Raw genomic sequence first — 21,954 nt, 5'->3', positions numbered from 1 at the left:
GAGGAGGACCTTTGCCATGACACTTCGCATCAACTCCACCGCGCCTGATTTCAAGGCCGAGACGACCCAGGGCCCGATCGAGTTCCACAAGTGGATCGGCGACGGCTGGGCGATCCTGTTCTCCCATCCCAAGGATTTCACGCCGGTCTGCACCACCGAGCTCGGCTACATGGCCGGCCTCAAGCCCAAGTTCGACAAGCTCAACACCAAGATCGTCGGCCTCTCGGTCGATCCCGTGACCAACCACGCCAAGTGGGCCAAGGACATCGAGGAGACCCAGGGACACGCCGTCACCTATCCGATGATCGGCGATCCCGAGCTCAAGGTCGCGACCGCCTACGACATGCTGCCCGAGGGCGCCGGCACGACATCCGAAGGCCGTACCGCGGCCGATAACGCCACGGTCCGTTCGGTGTTCATCATCGGCCCGGACAAGAAGATCAAGGCGATGCTCACCTACCCGATGAGCACCGGCCGCAACTTCGACGAGGTGCTGCGCCTGCTCGAGAGCTGCCAGCTCACCGCCAAGCACCAGGTGGCGACGCCGGTGAACTGGAAGCATGGCGAGGACGTGATCATCGTCCCGGCCGTGTCGGACGAGGCCGCCAAGGCCAAGTACCCCAACGGCTGGAAGGCGCCCAAGCCCTACCTGCGCATCGTGCCGATGCCGAAGTAGGCGGGTGCGCATCGATCTCACGACCGGTCGGGCGGCCGCCCGGCCGGTGGTGGCTATCGCCGCCGCCCTGCTGGGGTGCGCCCTCACCGCCACGCCCGGCGCCGACGCTGCCGACCGGCTGGTCGACTGCCTGGTCGAATCGGGCGGCAAGGTCGAGTTCAGGGGCAAATGCCGCTTCTTCAGCGCCGACACCACCGGCTCGTTCGCGCTCAACGCCGCCGACGGCAAGAGCCGCCTCTACGGCGAGATTCTCGACGTGTCGGTCTTCATCGTGGCACCCGGCGAGGCCGAAGTGCGCGGCCTGACCGTCCACGGCATCAACTCGCGCTGGGGGCCGGCCAAGCGGTCGACCCAGGACGCGGCCTGCTGGGTCGGCGCCGACTTCCGGATCTGCGCGCGATAATTCAGCCGCGCGCCCGCTCGGCCTGGTGCCCGAGTGCGGCGATGGCGGTGGCGACGATCGCCGGCGCATTGAGGCCGGCCTGCTCGTACTGCTTGGCCGGCGCCGCATGGTCGATGAAGCGGTCCGGCAGGATCATCGGCCGCACTTTCAATCCGTGATCGAGCAGGCCTGTGCTCGCCAGATGCTGCAGCACCTGGCTGGCGAAGCCGCCGACCGATCCCTCCTCGATGGTGATCAGCACCTCGTGCTCGCGCGCCAGCCGCCGGATCAGGTCGGTGTCGAGCGGCTTGGCGAAGCGCGCATCGGCCACCGTGGCGCTCAGCCCCTTGGCGGCGAGATCCTCGGCCGCCACCAGACATTCGCCGAGGCGTGTGCCGAAGCTCAGGATCGCGATCTTGGTGCCCTCGCGCAGGATGCGTCCCTTGCCGATCTCGAGCGGCGTGCCGCGCGCCGGCAGTTCGACACCGACACCCTCGCCGCGCGGATAGCGAAAGGCGCTGGGCCGATCGTCGATCTGGGCGGCCGTCGCCACCATGTGCATCAGCTCGAGTTCGTCTGCCGCCGCCATGACGACGAAATTGGGCAGGCAGCCGAGATAGGCGACATCGAACGAGCCCGCGTGCGTGGCGCCGTCGGCGCCAACGAGGCCCGCGCGGTCGATGGCGAAGCGCACCGGCAGGTTCTGGATGGCGACGTCGTGCACGACCTGATCGTAGCCGCGCTGCAGGAAGGTCGAATAGATCGCCGCGAACGGCTTGAAACCCTCGCAGGCCAGGCCAGCGGCGAAGGTGACGCCGTGCTGCTCGGCGATGCCGACGTCGAAATGGCGCTCGGGGAAGCGCTCGGCGAACTTGTCGAGGCCGGTGCCCGACGGCATCGCCGCGGTGATCGCCACGATCTTCCTGTCAGCTTCCGCCTCGGCGATCAGCGCCTTGGCGAACACCGCGGTGTATTGCGGCGCGTTGGCCACCGGCTTGGACTGCTTGCCGGTCACCACGTCGAACTTCACGACGCCGTGGTACTTGTCGTCGCTCGCCTCGGCCGGCGGATAGCCCTTGCCCTTCTTGGTGACGACATGAACCAGGATCGGCTTGTCGAGCTGGCTGTCGCGCGCGTTCTTCAGCACCGGCAGCAGGTGGTCGAGATTGTGACCGTCGACCGGGCCGACATAATAGAAGCCCAGCTCGTCGAACAGGGTGCCGCCGGCCACGAAGCCGCGCGCGAACTCCTCGGCGCGCCGCGCCGCCATCTCGAGCGGCTTGGGCAGCGATTCGGCGAAAGTGCGACCGAGATTGCGCAGCGTGACGTAGGGCCGGCCCGAGAGCAGCCGCGACAGGTGGCCCGACAGCGCGCCGACCGGCGGCGCGATCGACATGTCGTTGTCGTTCAGCACCACGATCAGCCGGGAGCGCAGCGCGCCCGCGTTGTTCATCGCCTCGTAGGCCATGCCGGCGCTGAGCGCGCCGTCGCCGATCACGGCGATGACATTGTTGTTGCCGCCCGCGAGGTCGCGCGCCACGGCCATGCCGAGGCCGGCCGAGATCGAGGTCGAGGAATGGGCGGCACCGAACGGGTCGTATTCGCTCTCGGCCCGCCGCGTGAAGCCCGACAGCCCGCCCTCCTGGCGCAGCGTGCGGATGCGGCTGCGGCGGCCGGTGACGATCTTGTGCGGATAGGCCTGGTGGCCGACATCCCAGATCAGCCGGTCCCTGGGCGTGTCGAAGACATGGTGCAGCGCCACCGTGAGCTCGACGACGCCCAGGCCCGCTCCGAGATGGCCGCCGGTCACCGAGACCGCCGAGATCGTCTCCTGACGCAGCTCGTCGGCCAGTTGGCGCAGCTGGTCGGCGCGCAGCCGGCGGATGTCGGCCGGAATGTCGACTGTGTCGAGGAGTGGCGTCAGGCTCTGGCCGGTCATGGAAACATCATACTCCTGCTCGACCGCACATGCGCGCGCCTCATGAGCGGCGGGCAACGACGAAATTCGCCGCCTGCCTTAGCAAATCCGCGGCCTCGCCGAACGAGTCCAGGTGCGCGGCGGCCTGTCGCGCCAGCAGGCCGGCCTGGGCCCGGGCGCGCTCCAAGCCCAGGATCGACACGAAAGTGGCCTTGCCGGCCTCGATGTCCTTGCCCGGCGTCTTGCCGAGTTCGACGACGTTGCCCTCGACGTCGAGCAGGTCGTCGGTGATCTGGAAGGCGAGGCCGAGATCGTGGGCGAAGGCGGACAGCGCCGCCCGCATCGGCTCGCTCGCCTTGCCGAGCACAGCGCCCGCGGTGCAGGAAAAAGAGATCAGGGCGCCGGTCTTCAACCGCTGCAGGCGGGTGATGGCGCCGATCGAACGCTCCTCCTGGGATCCGCTGGCCTGTTGCTCGGCCAGCAGATCGAGCATCTGGCCGCCCACCATGCCGTGCGCACCCGACGCGCGGGCGAGTTCGGCGACCAGCGTCATGCGCACCGCCGGATCGCCATGGGTGTCCTCATGCGCCAGCACCTCGAAGGCGAGCGCCTGCAGCGCGTCGCCCGCCAGGATCGCCGTCGCCTCGTCGAATTGCCGATGGCAGGAAGGCTTGCCGCGACGGAGATCGTCGTCGTCCATCGCCGGCAGATCGTCATGGATCAGCGAATAGGCATGAACGAACTCGATGGCGCTGGCGGTTCGCAGCGCCGACACCGCCGAGACCTTGAACAGCGTGGCGCTGGCCAGGACGAAAAAGGCGCGCAGACGCTTGCCGCCGCCCAGGCTCGAATAGCGCATGGCCTCGAAGAGACGTGCCTCGCCCTCGTCGCCGCTCGGCAGCAGGCGATCCATGGTGCGCTCGACCGATTCGGCGGCGAAGGCCAGCGCCTGGTCGAACTGGCGGTGCGACGACAGCGGCATGGGACGCAGAAATCAGCCGAGATCGGCGGGCTGGCTGCTGACCGAACCGTCGGCGGCGAAGACGATCTTCTCCACCTTCATCTTGGCCTCGGCGAGCTTCTGCTCGCAGTGGCGCTTCAGGAGCGCCCCGCGCTCGTAGGCCGAGATCGCCTCGTCGAGCTTGACCTGCCCGCGCTCCAGCTGCTGGACGATGGCTTCCAGCTCCTTCAGCGCGTCCTCGAACGACAACGCGGCAATATCCTTGGGCACGGAGGGTTCTTTGGCCAATTTTGCCTCTCGGGGGTCAACGGATGGTAACCGTCCCTACCGAAAGGTGCCAGCCGCGTCACCTATCGTTGGTGAAAATGACCGAATCCGTGCGCAAATTCATGCTTTCACAACTGTGGATAGCGAATCACGCATCCGTGACATGGCGGCATTGCACGTTCGCAGGTCAAAACCCGGCGCTGCGCATTGCGGCAGGCACATACCGATGGCAGTTTTCGCCGTCACAGAATAAACGGCCATTCATAGGAGAGAACGCCATGGGCAACGTCAGCCATCTCGTCACGCGAACCGCAGCCTTTCAGAGTTCCGTAGAGCAGGGCCTCGCGGAAGCGACGAGCGGCAAGGACCGCCAGTTCGTCACGGCGCTGGCCCGCGGCCTCGACATCCTGCGCGCCTTCCACGCCGGCGAAGGCATGCTGGGCAACCAGGAAATCGCCCATCGCACCGGCCTGCCGAAGCCGACCGTCGCGCGCCTCACGCATACGCTGACCGAACTCGGCTACCTCAACTACATCAGGCGCTTCCGCAAATATGAGCTCGGCGCCTCGGTGCTGGCACTGGGCTATGCCGCGATCTCCAGCATGGACGTCCGCCGCGCCAGCCGCGCGCCGCTCGAGCAGCTTGCCCACGCGCTCAACGCCTCGACGGCGCTGGGCGGCCGCGACCGCCATTCGATGATCTACCTCGAAGCCTGCCGCGGCCCCTCGGTCGTGGCGATCACCCACGACGTCGGCACCCGCGTGCCGATGGCCAGCACCGCGATCGGCCGCGCCTACCTGTTCTCGCTGCCCGACGTCGACCGCAACAAGCAGATCGATGCCATCCGCCGCCGCTGGCGCGACGATTGGGCCAAGGTGAAGACCGGCCTCGAACGCTCGTTCAAGGAACTGGCCGATCACGGCTTCTGCGTGACCTGGGGCGAGTGGCTGCCGGAGCTGTGCGGCGTCGGCGCGCCGCTGCGCAACTCGGACGGCACCGCCGCCTATGCCATCAACGCCTCGGCGCCGATCTACCAGATCAGCCGCGACCGTCTCGAAGCCGACTGGGGCCCGCGCCTGGTCAAGATCGCGCGCGACATCCGCACCGGCATGGCGGCCCAGCCGTCCGTGACGCCGGCGCCCGCCGCCGTCCGGCCCGCGACCAACGGCAATGGCAACGGCCACCGGCCGCCGATCTCGGCGATGGCGCGCCGCTAAGGCGCGCCCTCTCCTTCTTCCAGAAGATGGCGATCCAACGTCCGGCGGACGCGCGTCCTGTCGCGTACCGCTTCAAGGGTTTCAACGAGCTGATCGGCCATGAGGTGGTGGCCTGGCGGCAGGGCTTCGTCGAGATGCGCCTGGCCGTGCGCGCCGAGCTGTGCAACGCCAACGGGCTGCTGCATGGCGGCGTGCTGATGACCCTGCTCGACGGCGCGAGCGGGCTCGCCTGCACCTTCAACGACGACGCCACGGTGCGACGTCTCAGCGTGACGCTCGCTTTCACCACACAGTTCATCAAGGCGGCGCGAGAAGGCGACACGCTCGCCATCCTGGGCGCGTGGCGGCCCTCGACCAGCAAGAGCACATTCGCCTGCGAGACCGAGATCCACGACCAGACCGGCGACCTCATCGCCACCGGCGCCGGCACCTTCCGCTACCTCAAAGGTGAGCGCCCTGATGGCACGCTGACCTTTCTCGACCAGAAGGCCGCGGACTAGGCACTTCTTCTCCTCCCCAGCTTCGCTGGGGAGGTGCCCGCAGGGCGGAGGGGTCATGAGTCACGGTGAGGCTTCTGACCCCTCCGTCGCCTCAGCGGCTTGGTTACAAGCCGCGAGACGGCGCCACTTCCCCCTGCTTTGCAAGGGAGGAGAGTTTCTCGAGGAAGCGAAAGCGCCTGGCCGCCGTCTACCTGAGCGGTAGACCCGACTTGCGGCGCAGGGTTTCGAGCAAAGCCCGATTGAGATTGCCGGTCTCGGGGAGTTGATGCGCGGCCTCGAACGCCTTCACGGCGGCGAAGGTGCGTGGCCCGGCAGCCAGATCGACGGGGCCGGGGTGAAAATCGTAGGCCCGCAACCAGGCCTGAACCTCGCCGATCTCATCCCTGCTGAGTGTGACTTTCGGCCGGGGCTCCTCCTTGGGCGGGGCCAGAATTTCCGCGACCGAAGGGCTGAGGACTTGAGGGGGCGGAGGGGCAAGCCGCTCGGCCGGGAGCTGAGGGCTGTAATTCGCACGCGCCCCTTTCAGAAGCGACTGGCCACCCGGGTGGGTGAAGACCAGAGCGAGGGCCATGACGCCGATTGCCAGCAACCCGACCGCAGGCGCTCCGCCGATCGTCTCTTCGATCTTGAGCGCCATCGGTGTCTCCTCTCCTCAGAGTGATCGTCGCCAACTGGAAGCAGGTTATCAAACTGGCGGCCGGCGATGGAATGGAGGGCTGTCCTCTTCACGCCGATATTCGTGTAAGCATTGTAACGATTGTAACCGGGCGGCCTCGGCACGCCCGTAAACGGCCCAATTCAGGACACCGTCGCGCTCAGCCTGTAGCGCAGCCAGACCGCGCCGCCGTCCAGCACCTCGTGGCTGGTGAGGGTCATGCTTTCGATCGGCGCAGGTCCCAGGTCGACGTCACCGGAGTTGAACACGGTGGGCGCGCCCGAGCTGCCGTCGATCGCGGCGCTGATGACGATGCTCAGCTCGTCGATCAGGCCGGCGCGCAGCAGCGCCCCATTGGCCCCTCCGCCGCCCTCCAGCAGGATGCGTTCGATGCCGAGCTCGCGATTGAGCGTTTTTAGCGCGACGCCAAGATCGATCTCGGTCTTGCCGGCGAAGATGTAGGAGACGCCGTCGGCGCGCAGGCCCGCCAGATGGCTGTCCGGCACCGCCTCGGTGAGGATGACCAGGATCGGATCGCCGCCGATATCCTTTCGCGCCCACACCGCCTTGCCCTTGCCGTCGAGGAAGATCCCCCAGGCCTTGGCCTCGCGCCGCGCAAACCAGTTCGCACGCGGAAAGACCTGCTCGCTCGGCGGATACTGCGGCTCGGCGCCCTTGGCGAATTCCTGCGCGGTGACGCGGCCGCACAGCCACGACCCGCCGCCCCCGCCTTCAGCGACAAGCTGATCGTGCAGGCGCTCGAACAGGTTGGGGACGACATTGCTCCTCGGCCGCCAGCGGCTTCCCCAGATGCGCCCGTCGACGCTCGTGACCATGTGGCAAATGACGTATGGCTTCATGCCCGGGAGCTTAGCCGAAAGCGAACAGTGTGGAAGCCAGGGCGTTTATCGGCGCTCCCGGTGAAGCTTCGCTTGGCGGCTTGTAACCAAGCCGCGGCCTGACGCTCATCGGCCAAGCGGAGCTTGGCCCAGCCGCGCCGCCTCGATCTTGGCGACGTCGATCTTCTTCATGTCCATCATCGCCTCGAACGCGCGCCGGGCTTCCTCGCCGCCGGCCGCCATCGCCTCGGTCAGCACGCGCGGCGTGATCTGCCAGTTGATGCCCCACTTGTCCTTGCACCAGCCGCACGCACTCTCCTGGCCGCCGTTGCCGACGATGGCGTTCCAGTAGCGGTCGGTCTCGGCCTGGTCGTCGGTGGCGATCTGGAACGAGAAGGCTTCGCTGTGCTTGAACCCGGGACCGCCGTTGAGGCCGATACAAGGAATGCCGGCCACCGTGAAATCGACCACCAGAACGTCGCCCTTCTTGCCGGAGGGGAAGTCGCTGGGCGCACGGTGGATGGCGCCCACCGCGCTGTCGGGAAAGGTCGCGGCGTAGAAGCGGGCGGCCGCTTCGGCGTCCTTGTCGTACCAGACGCAGATCGTGTTCTTTGCGGGTTTCTTTGCCATGACGTGTCCTTTCGCTTTGAAGGGGTCCAAGCGCATTTCTAGGCGAGCAGCGCGTAGAGATAGGTCTCCTGCTGGGCGGGATCGCTCGCGGTCGGGCCGTAGACCTCCCAGTTGATTCCCGCTGGCTGGAGCTTCTCGGCCTGGATCCAGTCGAACAGCGTCTGCCAGGCTGCCCCCATGCCGTCGAACGGCCCCACCATCACGGAGTGAACGGCGCGTCCCGCCGGCAGTTCCGACGGCACGATCTCGCCCTGCGCCGCGATGGGCCGCGCCACGATCGTGCCCATCTCCATGTCGAGCGCGCCGCCCTGCGGCGGCAGCCAGCGCGTGCAGGTGAGACCGAGCGCCCCGGTGTCGAGTGACGGCAGGCCGGCATCGATCGCAGCCCGCGCCGCGCGCTGGGCCTGCGGGATCTCGGCGAACGGCACCTTGGCCTTCACCACGGCCGTCAGCTGGCGCTCCACCGTCACGATCCTGCAGCTCATGATGCGTTCCTAGATACTTAACCAATAAGTTAAGTCTTAGGAAACGTCGTGCCCGCTGTCAATCGGATCCAGCGGCCAGCTTTCAGGCCTGGAGCAACGGCAGTCGCACGAGGTCCCGGTGAATCGTCTGGCCCAGAAGACTGTGCACGAGGACGACTTCACGAGCGGTCCAACTGATCGGCTCGATGGGTTGCTCGGCAATGCGCCTGACGTCGCGGAGCAACGTCACATGCGGCTCAAAGCGTCGCGCCGGTCCAGGGCTCGCGTCGAGCGCATCGCTCAGCCGCTGCTGCAGAATGTGGAGTCCAATCAGGCGGTCGTCCCCGCCCAGCACAAAGGCTCCACCGCCGAAGCTCATGACGCGGTCGAACTCGACCCGGAAAGCCGGCATCGTGACGGCCGCGGCCCGTTCCGCCAGCGCATCGATCAGTTCGGCAGGCGGCGGCGTGTCATCGTCGCCCACGTGAAAGAGCGTGACATGCAGGTGCTCCGGCTTGAGCGGCTTGCCCGTCAATCCATGTGCCGCGCGCCAGCGCATGGTGCGCTCGGCGATCTTGGCCGCCGTTTCCAGGTCAGGGCGAACGGCAAAGAACAGCCGATCGGTCGCCTCCCGCCACGGCGTCGCCCGGGCAAAGGCCGCATGGCGTTGGCGAAACCGCCGCGTCGCCAGCTGTGACGGCCCTCGCTTCCGGAGTCCCGGAAGGCCCAGCGGAGCCTGGAAAGCATCGCCCATCGTCGTGAACAGATCGCCCAAGAGAGAGTTCCTCCTGAATTGAATGTTCACTGTATGTTCTTTCCATGGGCAAGGCAAGCCGAACCTTGGATCGGCCTTGGTGCGGCCCGCCTCGTCGCTCTACTTGATCGTGATTTCCGTGCTTCCGAGACCGATGAACTCGGTCTTGGCGGCACCGGTGCCCGGCAGGAACGCCGGCGGATGCACGAGCGGCCATCCGGCCGCCGCGCTGGCAGCGAGTGCGACGCTCTCGCGCCGCTTCATTCGATCACCTCATCGGCGCTGGCGATGATCGACGGCGGCATAACGATGCCCTGCGCGCGGGCAGTCTTCTGGTTGACGACGAAGTCGAACTTGGCCGGCGCCTGCACCGGGAGGTCGGCCGGTTTGGCACCCTTGAGAATGCGGTCGACATAAGCGGCGGCGCGCCGGAACTGGTCGCCGCTGTCGGGGCCGTAGGCAATCAGCCCGCCCTCAATGGCGAAGTAGGCGAAGGGATAGACGGCCGGCACCCGGTGCCGCGCGGCGGCGGCGATGATCGCGGCACGGTTGAGAAACGTGAAGACATCGGGCATGACGACAAGGCTCGCATCGCCGGCAAGGCCCGCAACGACGCCATCGATCCCGCCCGGCTCGCGCACCGTTGCGCGAACCAGCGTCACGCCGAGCGGCGGCGCTGCGGCGTCGAGTGCCGGCAGGAAGACCGAATGCGGCGCGGTGTCGGGATTGTAGAGCACGGCGATGCGCTTCACGCCCGGCGTGATCTCCTTCAGGAATTGCATCCACTTGCCGGCCATGGCGGCGTCCATATTGCTGAAGCCGGTGAGGTTGCCGCCCGGCTTGGACAGGCTGGCGACGAAGCCGTCGCTCACTGGGTCAGAGACGCCGGCGAAGACAATGGGGATGGTCCGTGTCGCCTGTTGCAGCGCCCGCGTCGGCGGGGTGTTGGTGGTGAAGATTGCATCGGGCGCGAGGCCCACGGCCTCGGCCGCCTGAGCGCGGATGCGCGCCGGGTCGCCGCCACCCCAGCGGAAATCGATGCGCAGGTTGTTGCCCTCGATCCAATTCAGCTGTCTGAGGGCATCGCGGAACGACTTGAGGCGGCCTTGCGTGAGCGGATCGCCTTCGACGTTACCCATAAGCACGACGATGTGCCGGGTGGGGCCGGCAGGCTGCGCCCTGGCGGCGAGCGGATGGGCGGCGGCCGCCGTCGCCAGCAATATGATGGACTCCCGCCGCTTCATTCTTCACTCCGCTACGTGCTGGACCAGACGAAATTAAATCGTGAGACGCGCCGCAACGCTTAGCATGACTTGCTGAATTTCCGGCCCAGTCTACTCATAGTCGTCACGCAGCGTACGAATAGCGCGGCCATCTCTGGAGCCTCCGATGGGACGCCCCAGGACAGCCTAAAATTCTCTGTGCCCGTCGGAGATTTCGATGATCTAGCTGCCTCTAGCCAGTCCGGCTCTTGACTCCTATCCTATCCTCCCCTATATATCCGCTCAGGAAGGATTTTCGGCCTTAAAAGGCCAAGGAATAGGAGGAAAACAATGTCCTTTTACGATCAGAACCGTCCATTTGGCGCCCCGGTTGCGACCCACGAGGCGCTACCGGTCGACGGACTCAGCTGGACCGAGGCGGCCTATCACATGCGGATCCACGGAAAGAATTTTCATCCACCCGCCCATATGCGCGGCATGAGCCTGGCGCAGTTGGAGGCGAAGGCGCGCGAGGAAACCCGGGAGCAGCGCGAGGCCCAGGAGGCGCGGGAGAGTGCAGCGCGCATCGAGAACGCGCCCAAGGCAATCGAGCGCGCACTGCTCGACGGCCCGTCCTCGAAGCGGGCCCTGCCGCCCCAGCGCGGCTGGCGCCTGCGCGTGCGCTATCTCAACCAGGCGCGCCGCTGCAACACGCTGCGCGAGGCGGCGGCCCGCGTCGGCATCGACGAGAGCACGGCGCGGCGCTGGCGGATCAAGTATCCGAAGTTCGCCGAGCGCCTCGCCACGATCGTCGAGGAGCGCCACCGGCAGAACGCCGACGACCTGAAACTGCGGGCCGGCGAGCCGCGCACGCGGCCCTTCTTCTTTCGCGGCAAGCAGATCGGCGAGCAGGTGATCCACGACGACCGCGCGCTGATGTTCCTGCTGAAGCTGGAAGACGGCCAGCGCGCCCGGGCCGAGGCGCGCGCGGAGCGGCAGGAGCAGCGCGCGCACGAGATCCGGCTGAAGAAGATGGAGATCGAGGCAAGGCGCGAGGCGAAGGGGATTTCAAAAACGCCCGCTTTTGCCGCGCACGAGGAGGATGCCGCGGCCGCGGAATACGCGAGCTGGATCAACGGCTTGGTGTCCGTTCCGAGCGACATCGCACCTCCACGGGTCGTGGAGGCTCGCATGACCCCCTCCGGCCCTGCGGGCCACCTCCCCCGAGACGGGGGAGGAGAAGAGTCCGCCGAGTCGCCCGGCCCGCTACTTGATGGTGATTTCCGTGCTTCCGACGCCGATGAATTCGGTCTTGGCGACACCCGTCCCCGGTAGGAACGCCGGCGGATGGACCGACCCGGTGAGCACGAGGTCGCCCGCCTTGAGATGCCGGCCGTGCTTGTTGAGGGCGTTGGCGAGCCAGGCGAGCGAGATCAGCGCGCCGCCCATGACGGCGCTGCCGGGCCCCGCGGCCAGTTCCTTGCCGTCGAGCGTCGAGCGGCCTTGCAGGTTGGCGAAGTCGAGATTCTGCCAGTCCTTGATCTCGGTGCCCGTCACCAGCGCCGCCTGCAGCACGTTGTCGGCGATGCGCGCGGGCCCGGTCATCTTGGTGACGTCGACGTAGCGGTTGTCGACAAGCTCCATGCCGCAATAGAGGTTGCCGACATGGGCGCGGATGCTGTCGGCGGTATGGGGCGAGCCGCCGGCCGGCGCATCCTTCGAAATGCGGGCCACCAGTTCGGGCTCGATGCCGGGCTTGAGCGGCCATCCCTTCTCGAACACGGCGCCGCTCTGGCAGAGGCCGCTCTGATAGACGCCGGCAAAGACCGGGCCCGAGAGCTTCAGCGGCTCGTATTGCTGCGGCAGGGTGAGCGCCACCTTCCAGCCGGCAAACTTGTCACCTGTGCCGGCGAAAAGATCGTGGACGGCGAACTGCACCTTGTAGGCGTCGGCCTCCGAGAGGCTGGCCGTGGCCTGGATGATGTCCATCGGCTTCTTCGAGCGCCGGCCCTCGGCGATCTTCTCGGCCAGTGCGGCGATTTCCTTGGCGTCCACGGCGTTTCTCCCTCGGTACAGCGTTGTGCTCTTTGTACTTCGCTAGGGCTCCGGCTCAAAGCTCTCACTCCTCCTCCCCTTGCAGGGCAAGGGGAGGTGTCGGCGTCTTACGACGACGGAGGGGTCATGAATCATGGTGGGGCCTTGACCCCTCCGTCGGCCTATGAGGCCGCCACCTCCCCCGATGACGGGAGAGGAGATCTTGAGCTACGCCGCTTTCGCGGCGTGGTACTTGCCGTAGAAGCTCTCGCCCTTGGCGGCCATGTCGCGCAGGAGCTTCGGCACCTCGAACTGGTTGCCGTACTTCTTGGCGAAGGCGTCGCATTCGGCGACGAACTTCTTGACGCCCACCTGGTCGATCAGGCTGACGGCGCCGCCGGTCTGTGGTGCGAAACCGAGGCCCATGATCGAGCCCACGTCGCCGTCCTGCGGATCGGTCAGCACCTTCGATTCGAGGCAGCGCACGGTGTCGACCGACTGCACGTAGAGCAGGCGCTTCTTGATCTCGTCTTCCTTGGCGCGCTTCTCCTCGCCCTCGCCGTAGAGCAGCTTGGGATCGGCCGGGAAGTACGTCGCCAGTTCCGGCCACAGGCGCTTCTTGCCGTCGGCCGGATATTCATAGAAGCCCTTGCCGTTCTTGCGGCCGTAGCGCTCGAGCTTGGTGTGCATCAGCTCGAGCACGTCCTCGGTGCCGCTGGGCTCGTACTTCTGGCCCGAGGCCGCGGCGTCCTTGCGGGCCTGGTCCATGATCTTCCAGCTCAAGTCGATCGCGACCTCGTCGTTGAGCGACAGCGGGCCCACCGGCATGCCGGCGTAGCGCGCGCAGTTCTCGATCATGGCGGCCGGAATGCCCTCCTTCAGCATGCGATGGCCCTCGCTGATGAAGGCGCCGCAGACGCGGGAGGTGAAGAAGCCGCGGCTGTCGTTGACCACGATCGGCGTCTTGCGGATCTTCTGCACCAGGTCCATGGCGCGGGCGAGCGTCTCCGGCGAGGTCTTCTTGCCGACGATGATCTCGACCAGCGGCATCTTCTCGACCGGCGAGAAGAAATGGAGCCCGATGAAGTTCTGCGGCCGCGACGAGGCTTCGGCCAGGCCGCTGATCGGGAGCGTCGAGGTGTTGGAGGCGAACACCGCCTCGGCCGGCAGCGACGCTTCGGCCTTCTTGGTGGCTTCCGCCTTGACCTCGCGGTTCTCGAACACCGCCTCGATCACGATCTGGCAATCCTTCAGCGCGCCGAAGTCCGGAGTCGCCGTCACCTTCGCCAGCATGGCATCGCGCTTGGCCTGGTCGAGGCGTCCACGCTTCACCAGCTTGTCGAGCTCGGCCGCGATGTGCGCCTTGCCCTTGTCGGCCGCGGCCTGGTCGCGGTCGACCAGCACGATGTCGAGGCCGGCCTGCACCGATACGGCGGCGATGCCGGCGCCCATCAGGCCGGCGCCCAGCACGCCGATCTTCTTGTACTCCTGCTTGGGCACGCCCTTCGGCCGGCGCACCAGCTTGTTGGCTTCCTGCAGGCCGAAGAACAGCGTGCGGATCATGCTCTTGGCGACGGGATCGCGCAGCAGCGACACGAAATAGCGCGTCTCGACACGCAGGCCCGAGTCGAACGGCAGCTGCAGCCCCTCGAAGACGCAGCTCATGATCGCCTTGGGCGCCGGATAGACGCCGTTGGTCTTGCCGCGGATCATGGCGCTGCCGCCGATGAAGGTCATGACGCCCGGCGGGCTCCACACCTGGCCGCCGGGGAAGCCCGGCACCTTGAAGCCCTTGCGGTCCCACGGCTGCACGGCGCGGCCGTCGATCGCCTTGGCGCCCTTGCCGCCGAATTCCGGCACGACCTGTTCGGTGGCCGGCGCCATCAGCCACGCCTTGGCCTTGGCCAGCAGTTCACCCGCCGGCACGACCTCGTGGATGAGGCCGAGCCCCTTGGCGGCATCGACCGTGAGGTCCTTGCCCTCGAGCAGGATGGGCGCTGCGTTCTGCACGCCGATCAGGCGCGGGATGCGCTGCGTGCCGCCGCCGCCCGGCAGCAGGCCGATCTTGACTTCGGGCTGGCCGACCTTGGTCTTGGGATTGGCCGCCGCAATACGGTAGTGGCTGGCGAGGCACATCTCGAAGCCGCCGCCCAGCGCCGTGCCGTTGATCGCGGCCACCACCGGCTTGCCGCCGGTCTCCTGGCTGCGGAACAGCTTCTGCAATGTGCTGAACTGCTCCATCAGCTTCGACGCATCCGACGTGTCGAGGCCCAGGATCATCTCGAGGTCGGCGCCGGCGATGAAGGAGTCCTTGGCCGAGGTGATGATGATGCCCTTGACCTTGGCATCCTTCATCGCCGTCTCGAGCGCGCCGGCGTAGGCGGTCATGGAAGCTTCGTTCAGCACGTTCATGCTGCGGTTCGGCATGTCCCAGGTGATGGTGGCGATGCCGTCAGAGTCGACGTTGTAGTTGATCATGATCGGTATTCCTCAGACGCGCTCGATGATGGTGGCGGTGCCCATGCCGCCGCCGACGCAGAGCGTGGCGAGGCCGGTCGAGAGGTTGCGCCGCTCCAACTCGTCGAGCAGCGTGCCCAGGATCATGGCGCCGGTGGCGCCCAGCGGATGGCCCATGGCGATCGAGCCGCCATTCACGTTCATCTTGTCGTGCGGCATCTTCAGGATCTGCATGTAGCGCAGCACGACGGCGGCGAAGGCCTCGTTCAGCTCGAACAGGTCGATGTCCGAAACGTTCATGCCGGCGCGCTTCAGCGCCTTCTCCGAGGCCGGCGCCGGGCCGGTCAGCATGATCGCCGGCTCCGAACCGATCGAGGCGAAGGAGCGGATGCGGGCACGCGCCTTGAGGCCGGCCTTCTCGCCAAACTCCTTGCTGCCGACCAGGATGGCGGCGGCGCCGTCGACGATGCCCGACGAATTGCCGGCGTGATGGATGTGGATCAGCTTCTCAACCTCGGGATAGCGCTGCTGCGCCACCGCGTCGAAGCCCGGCATGACCTCGCCCTGCATCTTGAAGCTGGGCTCCAGCGCCGCCAGTGTCTGCATGGTCGTGCTGGGCCGCATGTATTCGTCGTGCGCCAGCAGTTCGACGCCGTTCTGGTCCTTGACCGGGATGATCGACTTCTTGAAGTAGCCCTTGTCCCAGGCGGCCTTGGCGCGCTTCTGCGATTCGACGGCATAGGCGTCGACGTCGTCGCGGCTGATGCCGTATTTGGTGGCGATCAGGTCGGCCGACACGCCCTGCGGCACGAAGTACATCGGGATCGCCACCGCCGGATCGATCGCCCAGGCGCCGCCGTCGGAGCCCATCGGCACCCGCGACATCGATTCGACGCCGCCGCCGATCATGGCCTGCGCCTGGCCCGACATGACCTGGGCCGCCGCGATGTTGGTGGCTTCGAGGCCCGAGGCGCAGAAGCGGTTGACCTGCACGCCCGACACGGTCTCGGCGTAGCCCGCCATCACCGAGGCGGTGCGCGCGATGTCGGCGCCCTGCTCGCCGATCGGCATGACGCAGCCCAGCACGATATCGTCGACCAGGTGGGTGTCGAGCTTGTTGCGGTCGCGGATCGCCTGCAGGGCGGTGACGGCCAGGCGCACCGGCGTCACTTCATGCAGCGCGCCGTCCTTGCGGCCCTTGCCGCGCGGCGTACGGACGGCGTCGAAAATATAGGCGTCGGTCATGACAGGTCTCCTTCAACTCTGAAAAAGATCCCTCGCTTCGCTCGGGATGACACCATTGTTGTCATCCCGAGGCCATCGGCCGAGGGATCCTTGGGTTGCGCGTTACAATGTTCGCCCAATCAGCTCTTTCATGATCTCGTTGGTGCCGCCGTAGATCTTCTGCACGCGTGCGTCGGCGTAGAGGCGCGCGATCGGGAATTCCCACATGTAGCCGTAGCCGCCGTGGAACTGCAGGCACTCGTCCACGACCTCGCACTGCAGGTCGGTGGTCCAGTATTTGGCCATGGCGGCGGTGGCGACATCGAGCTCGCCCTTCAGGTGCCGCGCGATGCAGTCGTCGATGAACACGCGGGCGATGTGGGCCTTGGTCTTGAGTTCCGCCAGCTTGAAGCGGGTGTTCTGGAAATCGATGATCTGCTTGCCGAAGGCCTTGCGCTCTTTCACGTAGGCGATGGTGTGCGTCATCGCGGCCTCAATGGCGGCGATGGCCTGGATGGCGATGACCAGCCGCTCCTGCGGCAGTTGCTGCATCAGTTGCACGAAGCCCATGCCCGGCCCGCCCAGCAAGTGATCGGCCGGCACGCGCACGTCCTGGAAGAACAGCTCCGACGTGTCCTGCGCCTTCATGCCGATCTTCTCGAGATTGCGGCCGCGCTTGAAACCCTCGGCCGTGGTCTCAACGGCGATCAGCGACGTGCCCTTCGCGCCCAGCTTGGGATCGGTCTTGGCCACCACGATGACGAGGTCGGCGAGCTGGCCGTTGGAGATGAAGGTCTTGGAACCGTTGATGACCCAGTGGTTGCCGTCCATCACCGCGGTGGTCTTGACCGACTGCAGGTCCGAGCCCGTGCCCGGCTCGGTCATGGCGATGGCCGTCACCAACTCGCCCGAGCAGGCCTTGGGAATCCACTTCTTCTTCTGCTCCTCGGTGCCGTAGTGGAGCAGGTAGGGCACGACGATGTCGTTGTGCAGCGAGAAGGCGGGACCCGAGGCGAGCGCGCGGCCCTGCTCCTCGATCATGATGGCGCTGTAGAGGAAATCGCCGCCGGCGCCGCCGTATGCCTCGGGCATGGTCATGCCCAAAAGCCCCTGCTCGCCTGCCTTGCGCCACAACTCGCGCGGCACGATGCCTTCTTCCTCCCACTTCATATGGAAGGGCGTGACTTCCTTTTCGAAGAACCGCCGGCAGGTGTCGCGGAACATCTCGTGTTCGGGCGTGATATGCGCGGCCAAAGCAGTCACTAGCGTCGTCCTCCAACGATCGATGGTCAGTCTTCTTATGGGGACTGTGGGCCGCCGGCGGTTGGTCCGCCAGCACAGGGTAGGTAGTTTACCTTTACGTAAACGTCAACCTCGGCCGTGCCTCACATTTTGCAGGGATTTGCCGGCCGGCGGGTGTCGCAGACGCTGACACCGTCGAGATACTGCTTCGTCCGTTCGAGCTGTGCCGGAGTTGGGAGGCTACGGACCGCGCGTTGCACGAGATAGAAGCTGTCGTTGCCCTTGATCGCCTTCAGCATCGTCGTCTCGGGCTTTCCCGACGCGGCAAGCAACGGACACCGCAGCAACATCGTCGCCGAGGGATAGCCGTTCGCTTGGCCGGTCATCGCCGGCGTCGCGTTGCTGCCCTTGCAGGCGCCCGCCCATTGTTTCTCCATCGTCGCCAGGAACTGCACCGGATCGAGGTCCTTGCGGTTCAGAAAGACCTGCACCGTCACCATCTCGGACCAGGCCTCCACCGTCTCGTTCGGCGGAATCCATTCCTGCATGAGGATGCCGTTGGCCGATCCTTGATAACCGACTTTGAAACCGGCCGGCATGGCCACCAGCAGGTTCTCGTCCTTGAGCTGCGCGTGTGCGACCGCTCCAAGACAGAGCAACGCGGCAAACGCGATCGTCGACGACAAGAACCGGGTTGCCATCGTGAGTCGCCCCTACTCCACCGTCGTCGCACTCATGCCCAGCATCGCGCGGCGGCGCAGCCACTGGCTCGGCCGGTAGCGGTCGTCGCCGGTAATGGCCTGCATCTGGACCAGGATCTCGTGGCACGCCTTGACGCCCAGCCAGTCGGCCAGCGCCAAAGGTCCGCGCGGATAGTTGAGGCCCAAGGTCATGGCGGTGTCGACGTCGGCGGCCGAGGCGATGCCGATCATCGCCATCTCGCAGCCGAGGTTGGCGATCATGGCGCACATGCGCTGGGCGATGAAGCCGGGCGAGTCCTTGATCACCGTGATCTTGGCGCCGGACTTGGCGAGCAGCGCAACGGCGGCGTCGCGCACGCCCACGTCGGCGCCGGGCGCGGTCATCACCGTGAGGCGCTTGGCCGTATCGCCGGTGAGATCGACCGCGATGGTGCGCTTGGGATCGAGGCCGAGCTCGATCGCCGTCGTGGTGCAATCCTTGCCGATGGGCGCCACCAGGATCGGGCTCTTGCCGTCGTCGGCGCCCAGCATCTTGGCGCCGTCGGAAGCGATCAGGCCCACCAGCTTCTTGTTGTGCGTGTCCATGATGACGACACTGGTCGCGGGCACAGTCGAGGTCGGGTGGTCGGCGCCGGGATCGACCTTGGCACCCTTGGCATCGTAGCTGTACCAGCCGCCGCCGGTCTTGCGGCCGAGGCGGCCCGCTGCATAAAGGCTCTCGTGATAGGGGCTGGGCGTCATGCGCCGGTCGTGGAAGAAGCCCTCGTAGATGATCTTGCGCGCCGGGAAGTTCACGTCGATGCCGGTGAGGTCCATCAGCTCGAACGGCCCCATGCGGAAGCCGCAACTGTCACGCATCACGGCGTCGACCTGGCTCGGGCTCGCCCGTCCCTCCTGATAGATGCGCAAGCCCTCGGTGCCGATCGCGGTGCCGCCGAGATTGACCAGGAAGCCCGGCGTGTCGCCCACCACCACCGGCACGCGGGTCTGGCGCTTGCCGAGCGCCACCATGGCATCGACCGTGGCCTGCGAGGTGTCGGCGGCGCGGATGACCTCGACCAGTTTCATCAAGGGCACGGGATTGAAATAATGCATGCCGCAGACACGGTCGCGATTCTTCAAGGCGCGCGCGATCGACGCGATGCGGATCGACGATGTGTTCGACGCCAGGATCGCGTCGGGCGCCAGCACGGCCTCAAGTTCACCGAACAGTTTCTGCTTCACTTCGAGGCTCTCGAACACCGCTTCCACGACGACATGGCACGGCTTGAGGTCGGCCATGCTCTCGGCGATCCCGAGATTGGCGTCTACCTTGGCGAGATCGGCGTCCGTCAGCCTTCCCTTGGCGACCAGCCCCTTCAGCGTCTCCAGGATCGCAGCCTTGGCCTTCGCCGCCCCGCCGGGCGCGGCATCGAACATGATTGCCTTCATCCCGCCCTGCGCCGTCACCTGCGCGATGCCACGGCCCATGGCGCCGGTTCCCACGACGCCCACGGTGAGATCGGGGCGGTTGATGTCCAAAGTCATATGTCCTCCAACAAAACTGTCATCCTGAGCGCAGCGAAGGATCTGGCGTCACCCTCACCGAAATTCCTTGTTGAGATGCTAGGTCCTTCGCTTCGCTCAGGACGACAATCATCCCTTCGTCGCGAACCCCGCAACCTTCAAGCCGTCGTTGATTTCGTCGAGCACGGCCGGATCTTCTATGGTGGCCGGCAGGGTCCAGGGTTGGCTGTCGGCCATCTTCTGCATGGTGCCGCGCAGGATCTTGCCCGAGCGCGTCTTGGGCAGGCGCTGCACGACCAGCGCGCTCTTGAAGAAGGCGACGGGGCCGATACGGTCGCGGACCATCTGGACGACTTCGTTCGTGATCTCTGTCGGTGGCCGGTTGACGCCCGCCTTCAGTACAAGGAAGCCGAGCGGCACCTGCCCCTTCAGTTCATCGGCGACGCCGATCACCGCGCATTCGGCGACGTCATTGTGCGCGCCCAGCACTTCCTCGATCTGGCCGGTGGACAGGCGATGACCCGCGACGTTAATCACGTCGTCGACCCTGGTCATCACCGAGACATAGCCGTCGGCATCGATGAAGCCCGCGTCGCCGGTTTTGTAGTAGCCGGGGAACTCGCTCATATAACTCTGCTTATAGCGGTCGTCGGCATTCCACAGGGTCGGGAAGGTGCCGGGCGGCAGCGGCAGCTTGCCCGCAAGCGCGCCCACCTCACCCGGCTTCGTCATCTTCTGGCCGTTCTCGTCCAGCACGTCGAGATGCCAGCCCGGCGCCGGCACCGAGCACGAGCCCAGCTTCACCGGCATCGGCTCGAGGCCCTGGAAGTTGCCGCAGATCGCCCAGCCGGTCTCGGTCTGCCACCAGTGATCGACCACCGGTACGCCCAAAAGCTTCTGCGCCCAGTCGACGGTCGGCGGATCGCCGCGCTCGCCCGCCAGGAAGAGCGTGCGGAACTTCGACAGGTCGTAGCTCTTCAAGAGCTTGCCGTCGGGATCCTCGCGCTTGATGGCGCGGAACGCCGTGGGCGCGGTGAACAGCGCCATCGCCTTGTGCTCGGAGATCACGCGCCAGAAGGCGCCGGCATCGGGCGTGCCCACCGGCTTGCCTTCGTAGAGGATGGTGGTCGCGCCGTGGATCAGCGGCCCGTAGACGATGTAGCTGTGGCCCACCACCCAGCCCACGTCCGAGGCGCACCAGTAGACCTCGCCGGGATTTACGCCGTAGAGGTTCTTCATCGACCAGGCCAAGGCCACGCAGTAGCCGCCGGTATCGCGCACCACGCCCTTGGGCTGCCCCGTCGTGCCGGACGTATAAAGGATGTAGAGCGGATCCGTCGCCTTCACCGGCACGCAGGGCGCCGGCCTGGCCGCCGCCAGCGCTTCGTTCCAGTCGAGGTCGCGGCCCTTCACCATCGTGGCTTCGCACTGTGGCCGCTGCAGGAGAATGACTCGCGGCACCTTGTGTCTGGCTTGTTCGATCGCCTGGTCGATCAGCGGCTTGTACTGGACAATGCGCGTGGGCTCGATGCCGCACGAGGCCGTCAGGATCAGCTTGGGCGCGCAATCGTCGATGCGGCTCGAAAGTTCCTTGGCCGCGAAGCCGCCGAACACCACCGAGTGCACCGCGCCCAGCCGCGCACAGGCGAGCATCGCCATCACCGCTTCAGGCACCATCGGCATGTAGAGGATGACGCGGTCGCCTTTCATCACGCCTTGGGCAGCGATCATGCCGGCGATCCGCGCCACCTGGTCGCGCAGTTCGCGATAGGTGAAACTCTTCTTGGTGTTGGTGACGGGCGAATCGTAGATCAGCGCCGTCTGGTCGGCCCTGTTGTTTCCTTGGCCGCCGTCCACGTGGCGGTCGAGCGCATTGTGGCAGGCGTTCAGTTCGCTGCCCACGAACCAGCGATAGAAGGGCGGATTGGCGGCATCGAGCACCTTGTCCCAGCGCTTGGTCCAGTCGATCGCCTGGGCCTGCTCGGCCCAGAACCCTTCGGGATCGGCCAGCGAGCGCGCATGCAGCGCCCGATACTTGTCCCCCAAGGCCATGGTTTCCTCCGCAGTTTCTGTCGCTTGGCCGGTTGATGCGCTAGGATTGGCAAACTGACAAGAGCACCAACGGGAAGCAAGCATGGCCAAGGGCAAATCCAGGAAAGGAACCGGCAAGGGCAAACGTCCGCCGACCAGAGCCGCGAAAGCCAAGTCAGTAAAGACAAAGTCTGCAAAGGCTAAGCCGGCGAAGCGCCGCGCCGCGAAACCCGCAGCGAAGAAGTCGCTGCCGCCCAAGCCGCTGGCGCGGCCGGCGCTGCGACGATCGGTCAA

22 protein-coding genes are annotated in these 21,954 nt (G+C 66.3%); 5 read left to right on the top strand and 17 right to left on the bottom strand.

Annotated features, from left to right (window positions below; genetic code table 11):
• Positions 1–16 precede the first annotated feature (16 nt).
• Together EPO55_RS25550 and EPO55_RS25545 are read left to right on the top strand one after the other, a co-directional pair.
• Positions 17–676, top strand: a complete 660-nt coding sequence (locus EPO55_RS25550; protein WP_296340388.1) for a peroxiredoxin — start codon at positions 17–19, stop codon at positions 674–676.
• A gap of 4 nt (positions 677–680) precedes the next feature.
• Positions 681–1,079: a hypothetical protein gene (locus tag EPO55_RS25545; RefSeq protein WP_296340387.1), complete on the top strand. Its 399-nt coding sequence runs from the start codon at positions 681–683 to the stop codon at positions 1,077–1,079.
• Position 1,080: 1 nt separating this feature from the next.
• On the opposite strand, the gene dxs is transcribed toward EPO55_RS25545, so the two are convergent.
• From dxs to EPO55_RS25530, 3 genes are read right to left on the bottom strand one after another with little or no spacing between them, the layout of a single operon-like run.
• Positions 1,081–2,997: a 1-deoxy-D-xylulose-5-phosphate synthase gene (gene dxs / locus EPO55_RS25540; RefSeq protein WP_296340385.1), complete on the bottom strand. Its 1,917-nt coding sequence runs from the start codon at positions 2,995–2,997 to the stop codon at positions 1,081–1,083.
• Between the two features lie 40 nt (positions 2,998–3,037).
• Positions 3,038–3,958, bottom strand: a complete 921-nt coding sequence (locus EPO55_RS25535) for a polyprenyl synthetase family protein (RefSeq protein ID WP_296340383.1) — start codon at positions 3,956–3,958, stop codon at positions 3,038–3,040.
• Between the two features lie 12 nt (positions 3,959–3,970).
• Entirely contained in the window at positions 3,971–4,225 is a 255-nt protein-coding gene (locus EPO55_RS25530; RefSeq protein WP_296340381.1) for an exodeoxyribonuclease VII small subunit, read from the bottom strand.
• Between the two features lie 257 nt (positions 4,226–4,482).
• On the opposite strand from EPO55_RS25530, the gene EPO55_RS25525 reads away from it, so the two are divergent.
• Positions 4,483–5,421, top strand: a complete 939-nt coding sequence (locus EPO55_RS25525) for an IclR family transcriptional regulator (protein ID WP_296340380.1) — start codon at positions 4,483–4,485, stop codon at positions 5,419–5,421.
• Positions 5,422–5,447: 26 nt separating this feature from the next.
• The gene (locus tag EPO55_RS25520) at positions 5,448–5,921 is read left to right on the top strand and encodes a PaaI family thioesterase (protein WP_296340378.1); all 474 of its coding nucleotides are present in this window, start codon (positions 5,448–5,450) and stop codon (positions 5,919–5,921) included.
• A 187-nt stretch (positions 5,922–6,108) separates the two neighbouring features.
• Here EPO55_RS25520 and EPO55_RS25515 read toward each other — a convergent pair whose 3' ends face one another.
• The 7 genes from EPO55_RS25515 to EPO55_RS25485 form a co-directional block, all read right to left on the bottom strand.
• Entirely contained in the window at positions 6,109–6,558 is a 450-nt protein-coding gene (locus EPO55_RS25515) for a peptidoglycan-binding domain-containing protein (RefSeq protein ID WP_296340377.1), read from the bottom strand.
• A 161-nt stretch (positions 6,559–6,719) separates the two neighbouring features.
• Positions 6,720–7,436, bottom strand: coding sequence for a dihydrofolate reductase family protein (locus EPO55_RS25510; RefSeq protein ID WP_296340376.1), 717 nt, complete (start codon positions 7,434–7,436; stop codon positions 6,720–6,722).
• Between the two features lie 105 nt (positions 7,437–7,541).
• Positions 7,542–8,045, bottom strand: coding sequence for a VOC family protein (locus EPO55_RS25505; RefSeq protein ID WP_296340375.1), 504 nt, complete (start codon positions 8,043–8,045; stop codon positions 7,542–7,544).
• Between the two features lie 38 nt (positions 8,046–8,083).
• Positions 8,084–8,530 (bottom strand): GyrI-like domain-containing protein, encoded by a 447-nt coding sequence (locus tag EPO55_RS25500; RefSeq protein ID WP_296340373.1) that lies wholly within the window; start codon positions 8,528–8,530, stop codon positions 8,084–8,086.
• A gap of 82 nt (positions 8,531–8,612) precedes the next feature.
• Entirely contained in the window at positions 8,613–9,284 is a 672-nt protein-coding gene (locus EPO55_RS25495) for a 2'-5' RNA ligase family protein (RefSeq protein ID WP_296340372.1), read from the bottom strand.
• Positions 9,285–9,383: 99 nt separating this feature from the next.
• Positions 9,384–9,527, bottom strand: coding sequence for a hypothetical protein (locus EPO55_RS25490; RefSeq protein ID WP_296340370.1), 144 nt, complete (start codon positions 9,525–9,527; stop codon positions 9,384–9,386).
• Positions 9,524–10,507, bottom strand: a complete 984-nt coding sequence (locus tag EPO55_RS25485; RefSeq protein ID WP_296340368.1) for an ABC transporter substrate-binding protein — start codon at positions 10,505–10,507, stop codon at positions 9,524–9,526. The genes EPO55_RS25490 and EPO55_RS25485 overlap by 4 nt, the downstream gene beginning before the upstream one ends.
• A 456-nt stretch (positions 10,508–10,963) precedes the next feature.
• Here EPO55_RS25485 and EPO55_RS25480 point away from each other — a divergent pair, with 456 nt between their 5' ends.
• A complete protein-coding gene (locus tag EPO55_RS25480) occupies positions 10,964–11,800 on the top strand; it encodes a hypothetical protein (RefSeq protein ID WP_296340366.1) in 837 nt (278 codons plus the stop codon).
• Here the strand turns inward: EPO55_RS25480 and EPO55_RS25475 are convergent.
• The 7 genes from EPO55_RS25475 to EPO55_RS25445 form a co-directional block, all read right to left on the bottom strand.
• Positions 11,732–12,520 (bottom strand): fumarylacetoacetate hydrolase family protein, encoded by a 789-nt coding sequence (locus EPO55_RS25475; protein WP_296340365.1) that lies wholly within the window; start codon positions 12,518–12,520, stop codon positions 11,732–11,734. The two genes, EPO55_RS25480 and EPO55_RS25475, sit on opposite strands and share 69 nt — an antisense overlap.
• A 207-nt stretch (positions 12,521–12,727) precedes the next feature.
• Entirely contained in the window at positions 12,728–14,977 is a 2,250-nt protein-coding gene (locus EPO55_RS25470) for a 3-hydroxyacyl-CoA dehydrogenase NAD-binding domain-containing protein (RefSeq protein ID WP_296340363.1), read from the bottom strand.
• Positions 14,978–14,989: 12 nt separating this feature from the next.
• Entirely contained in the window at positions 14,990–16,201 is a 1,212-nt protein-coding gene (locus EPO55_RS25465) for an acetyl-CoA C-acetyltransferase (protein WP_296340362.1), read from the bottom strand.
• A 102-nt stretch (positions 16,202–16,303) separates the two neighbouring features.
• Complete coding sequence (locus EPO55_RS25460) at positions 16,304–17,443, bottom strand: acyl-CoA dehydrogenase family protein (RefSeq protein WP_296340361.1); 1,140 nt, start codon at positions 17,441–17,443, stop codon at positions 16,304–16,306.
• 122 nt (positions 17,444–17,565) lie between these two features.
• The gene (locus EPO55_RS25455; protein ID WP_296340360.1) at positions 17,566–18,123 is read right to left on the bottom strand and encodes a hypothetical protein; all 558 of its coding nucleotides are present in this window, start codon (positions 18,121–18,123) and stop codon (positions 17,566–17,568) included.
• Positions 18,124–18,135: 12 nt separating this feature from the next.
• Positions 18,136–19,650 carry a 3-hydroxyacyl-CoA dehydrogenase gene (locus EPO55_RS25450; protein WP_296340359.1) on the bottom strand — a complete coding sequence of 505 codons (1,515 nt, stop codon included), beginning with the start codon at positions 19,648–19,650 and terminating at the stop codon, positions 18,136–18,138.
• A 108-nt stretch (positions 19,651–19,758) separates the two neighbouring features.
• Complete coding sequence (locus EPO55_RS25445; protein WP_296340358.1) at positions 19,759–21,765, bottom strand: propionyl-CoA synthetase; 2,007 nt, start codon at positions 21,763–21,765, stop codon at positions 19,759–19,761.
• Positions 21,766–21,954 lie beyond the last annotated feature (189 nt).

Origin of the sequence: Reyranella sp. (assembly GCF_004296935.1) — a bacterium.
In the GTDB taxonomy this organism is placed as follows: Bacteria; Pseudomonadota; Alphaproteobacteria; order Reyranellales; family Reyranellaceae; genus Reyranella.
The sequence above is the reverse complement of the archived record's forward strand: the minus strand, read 5'-3'. Positions and strand labels throughout refer to the sequence as shown.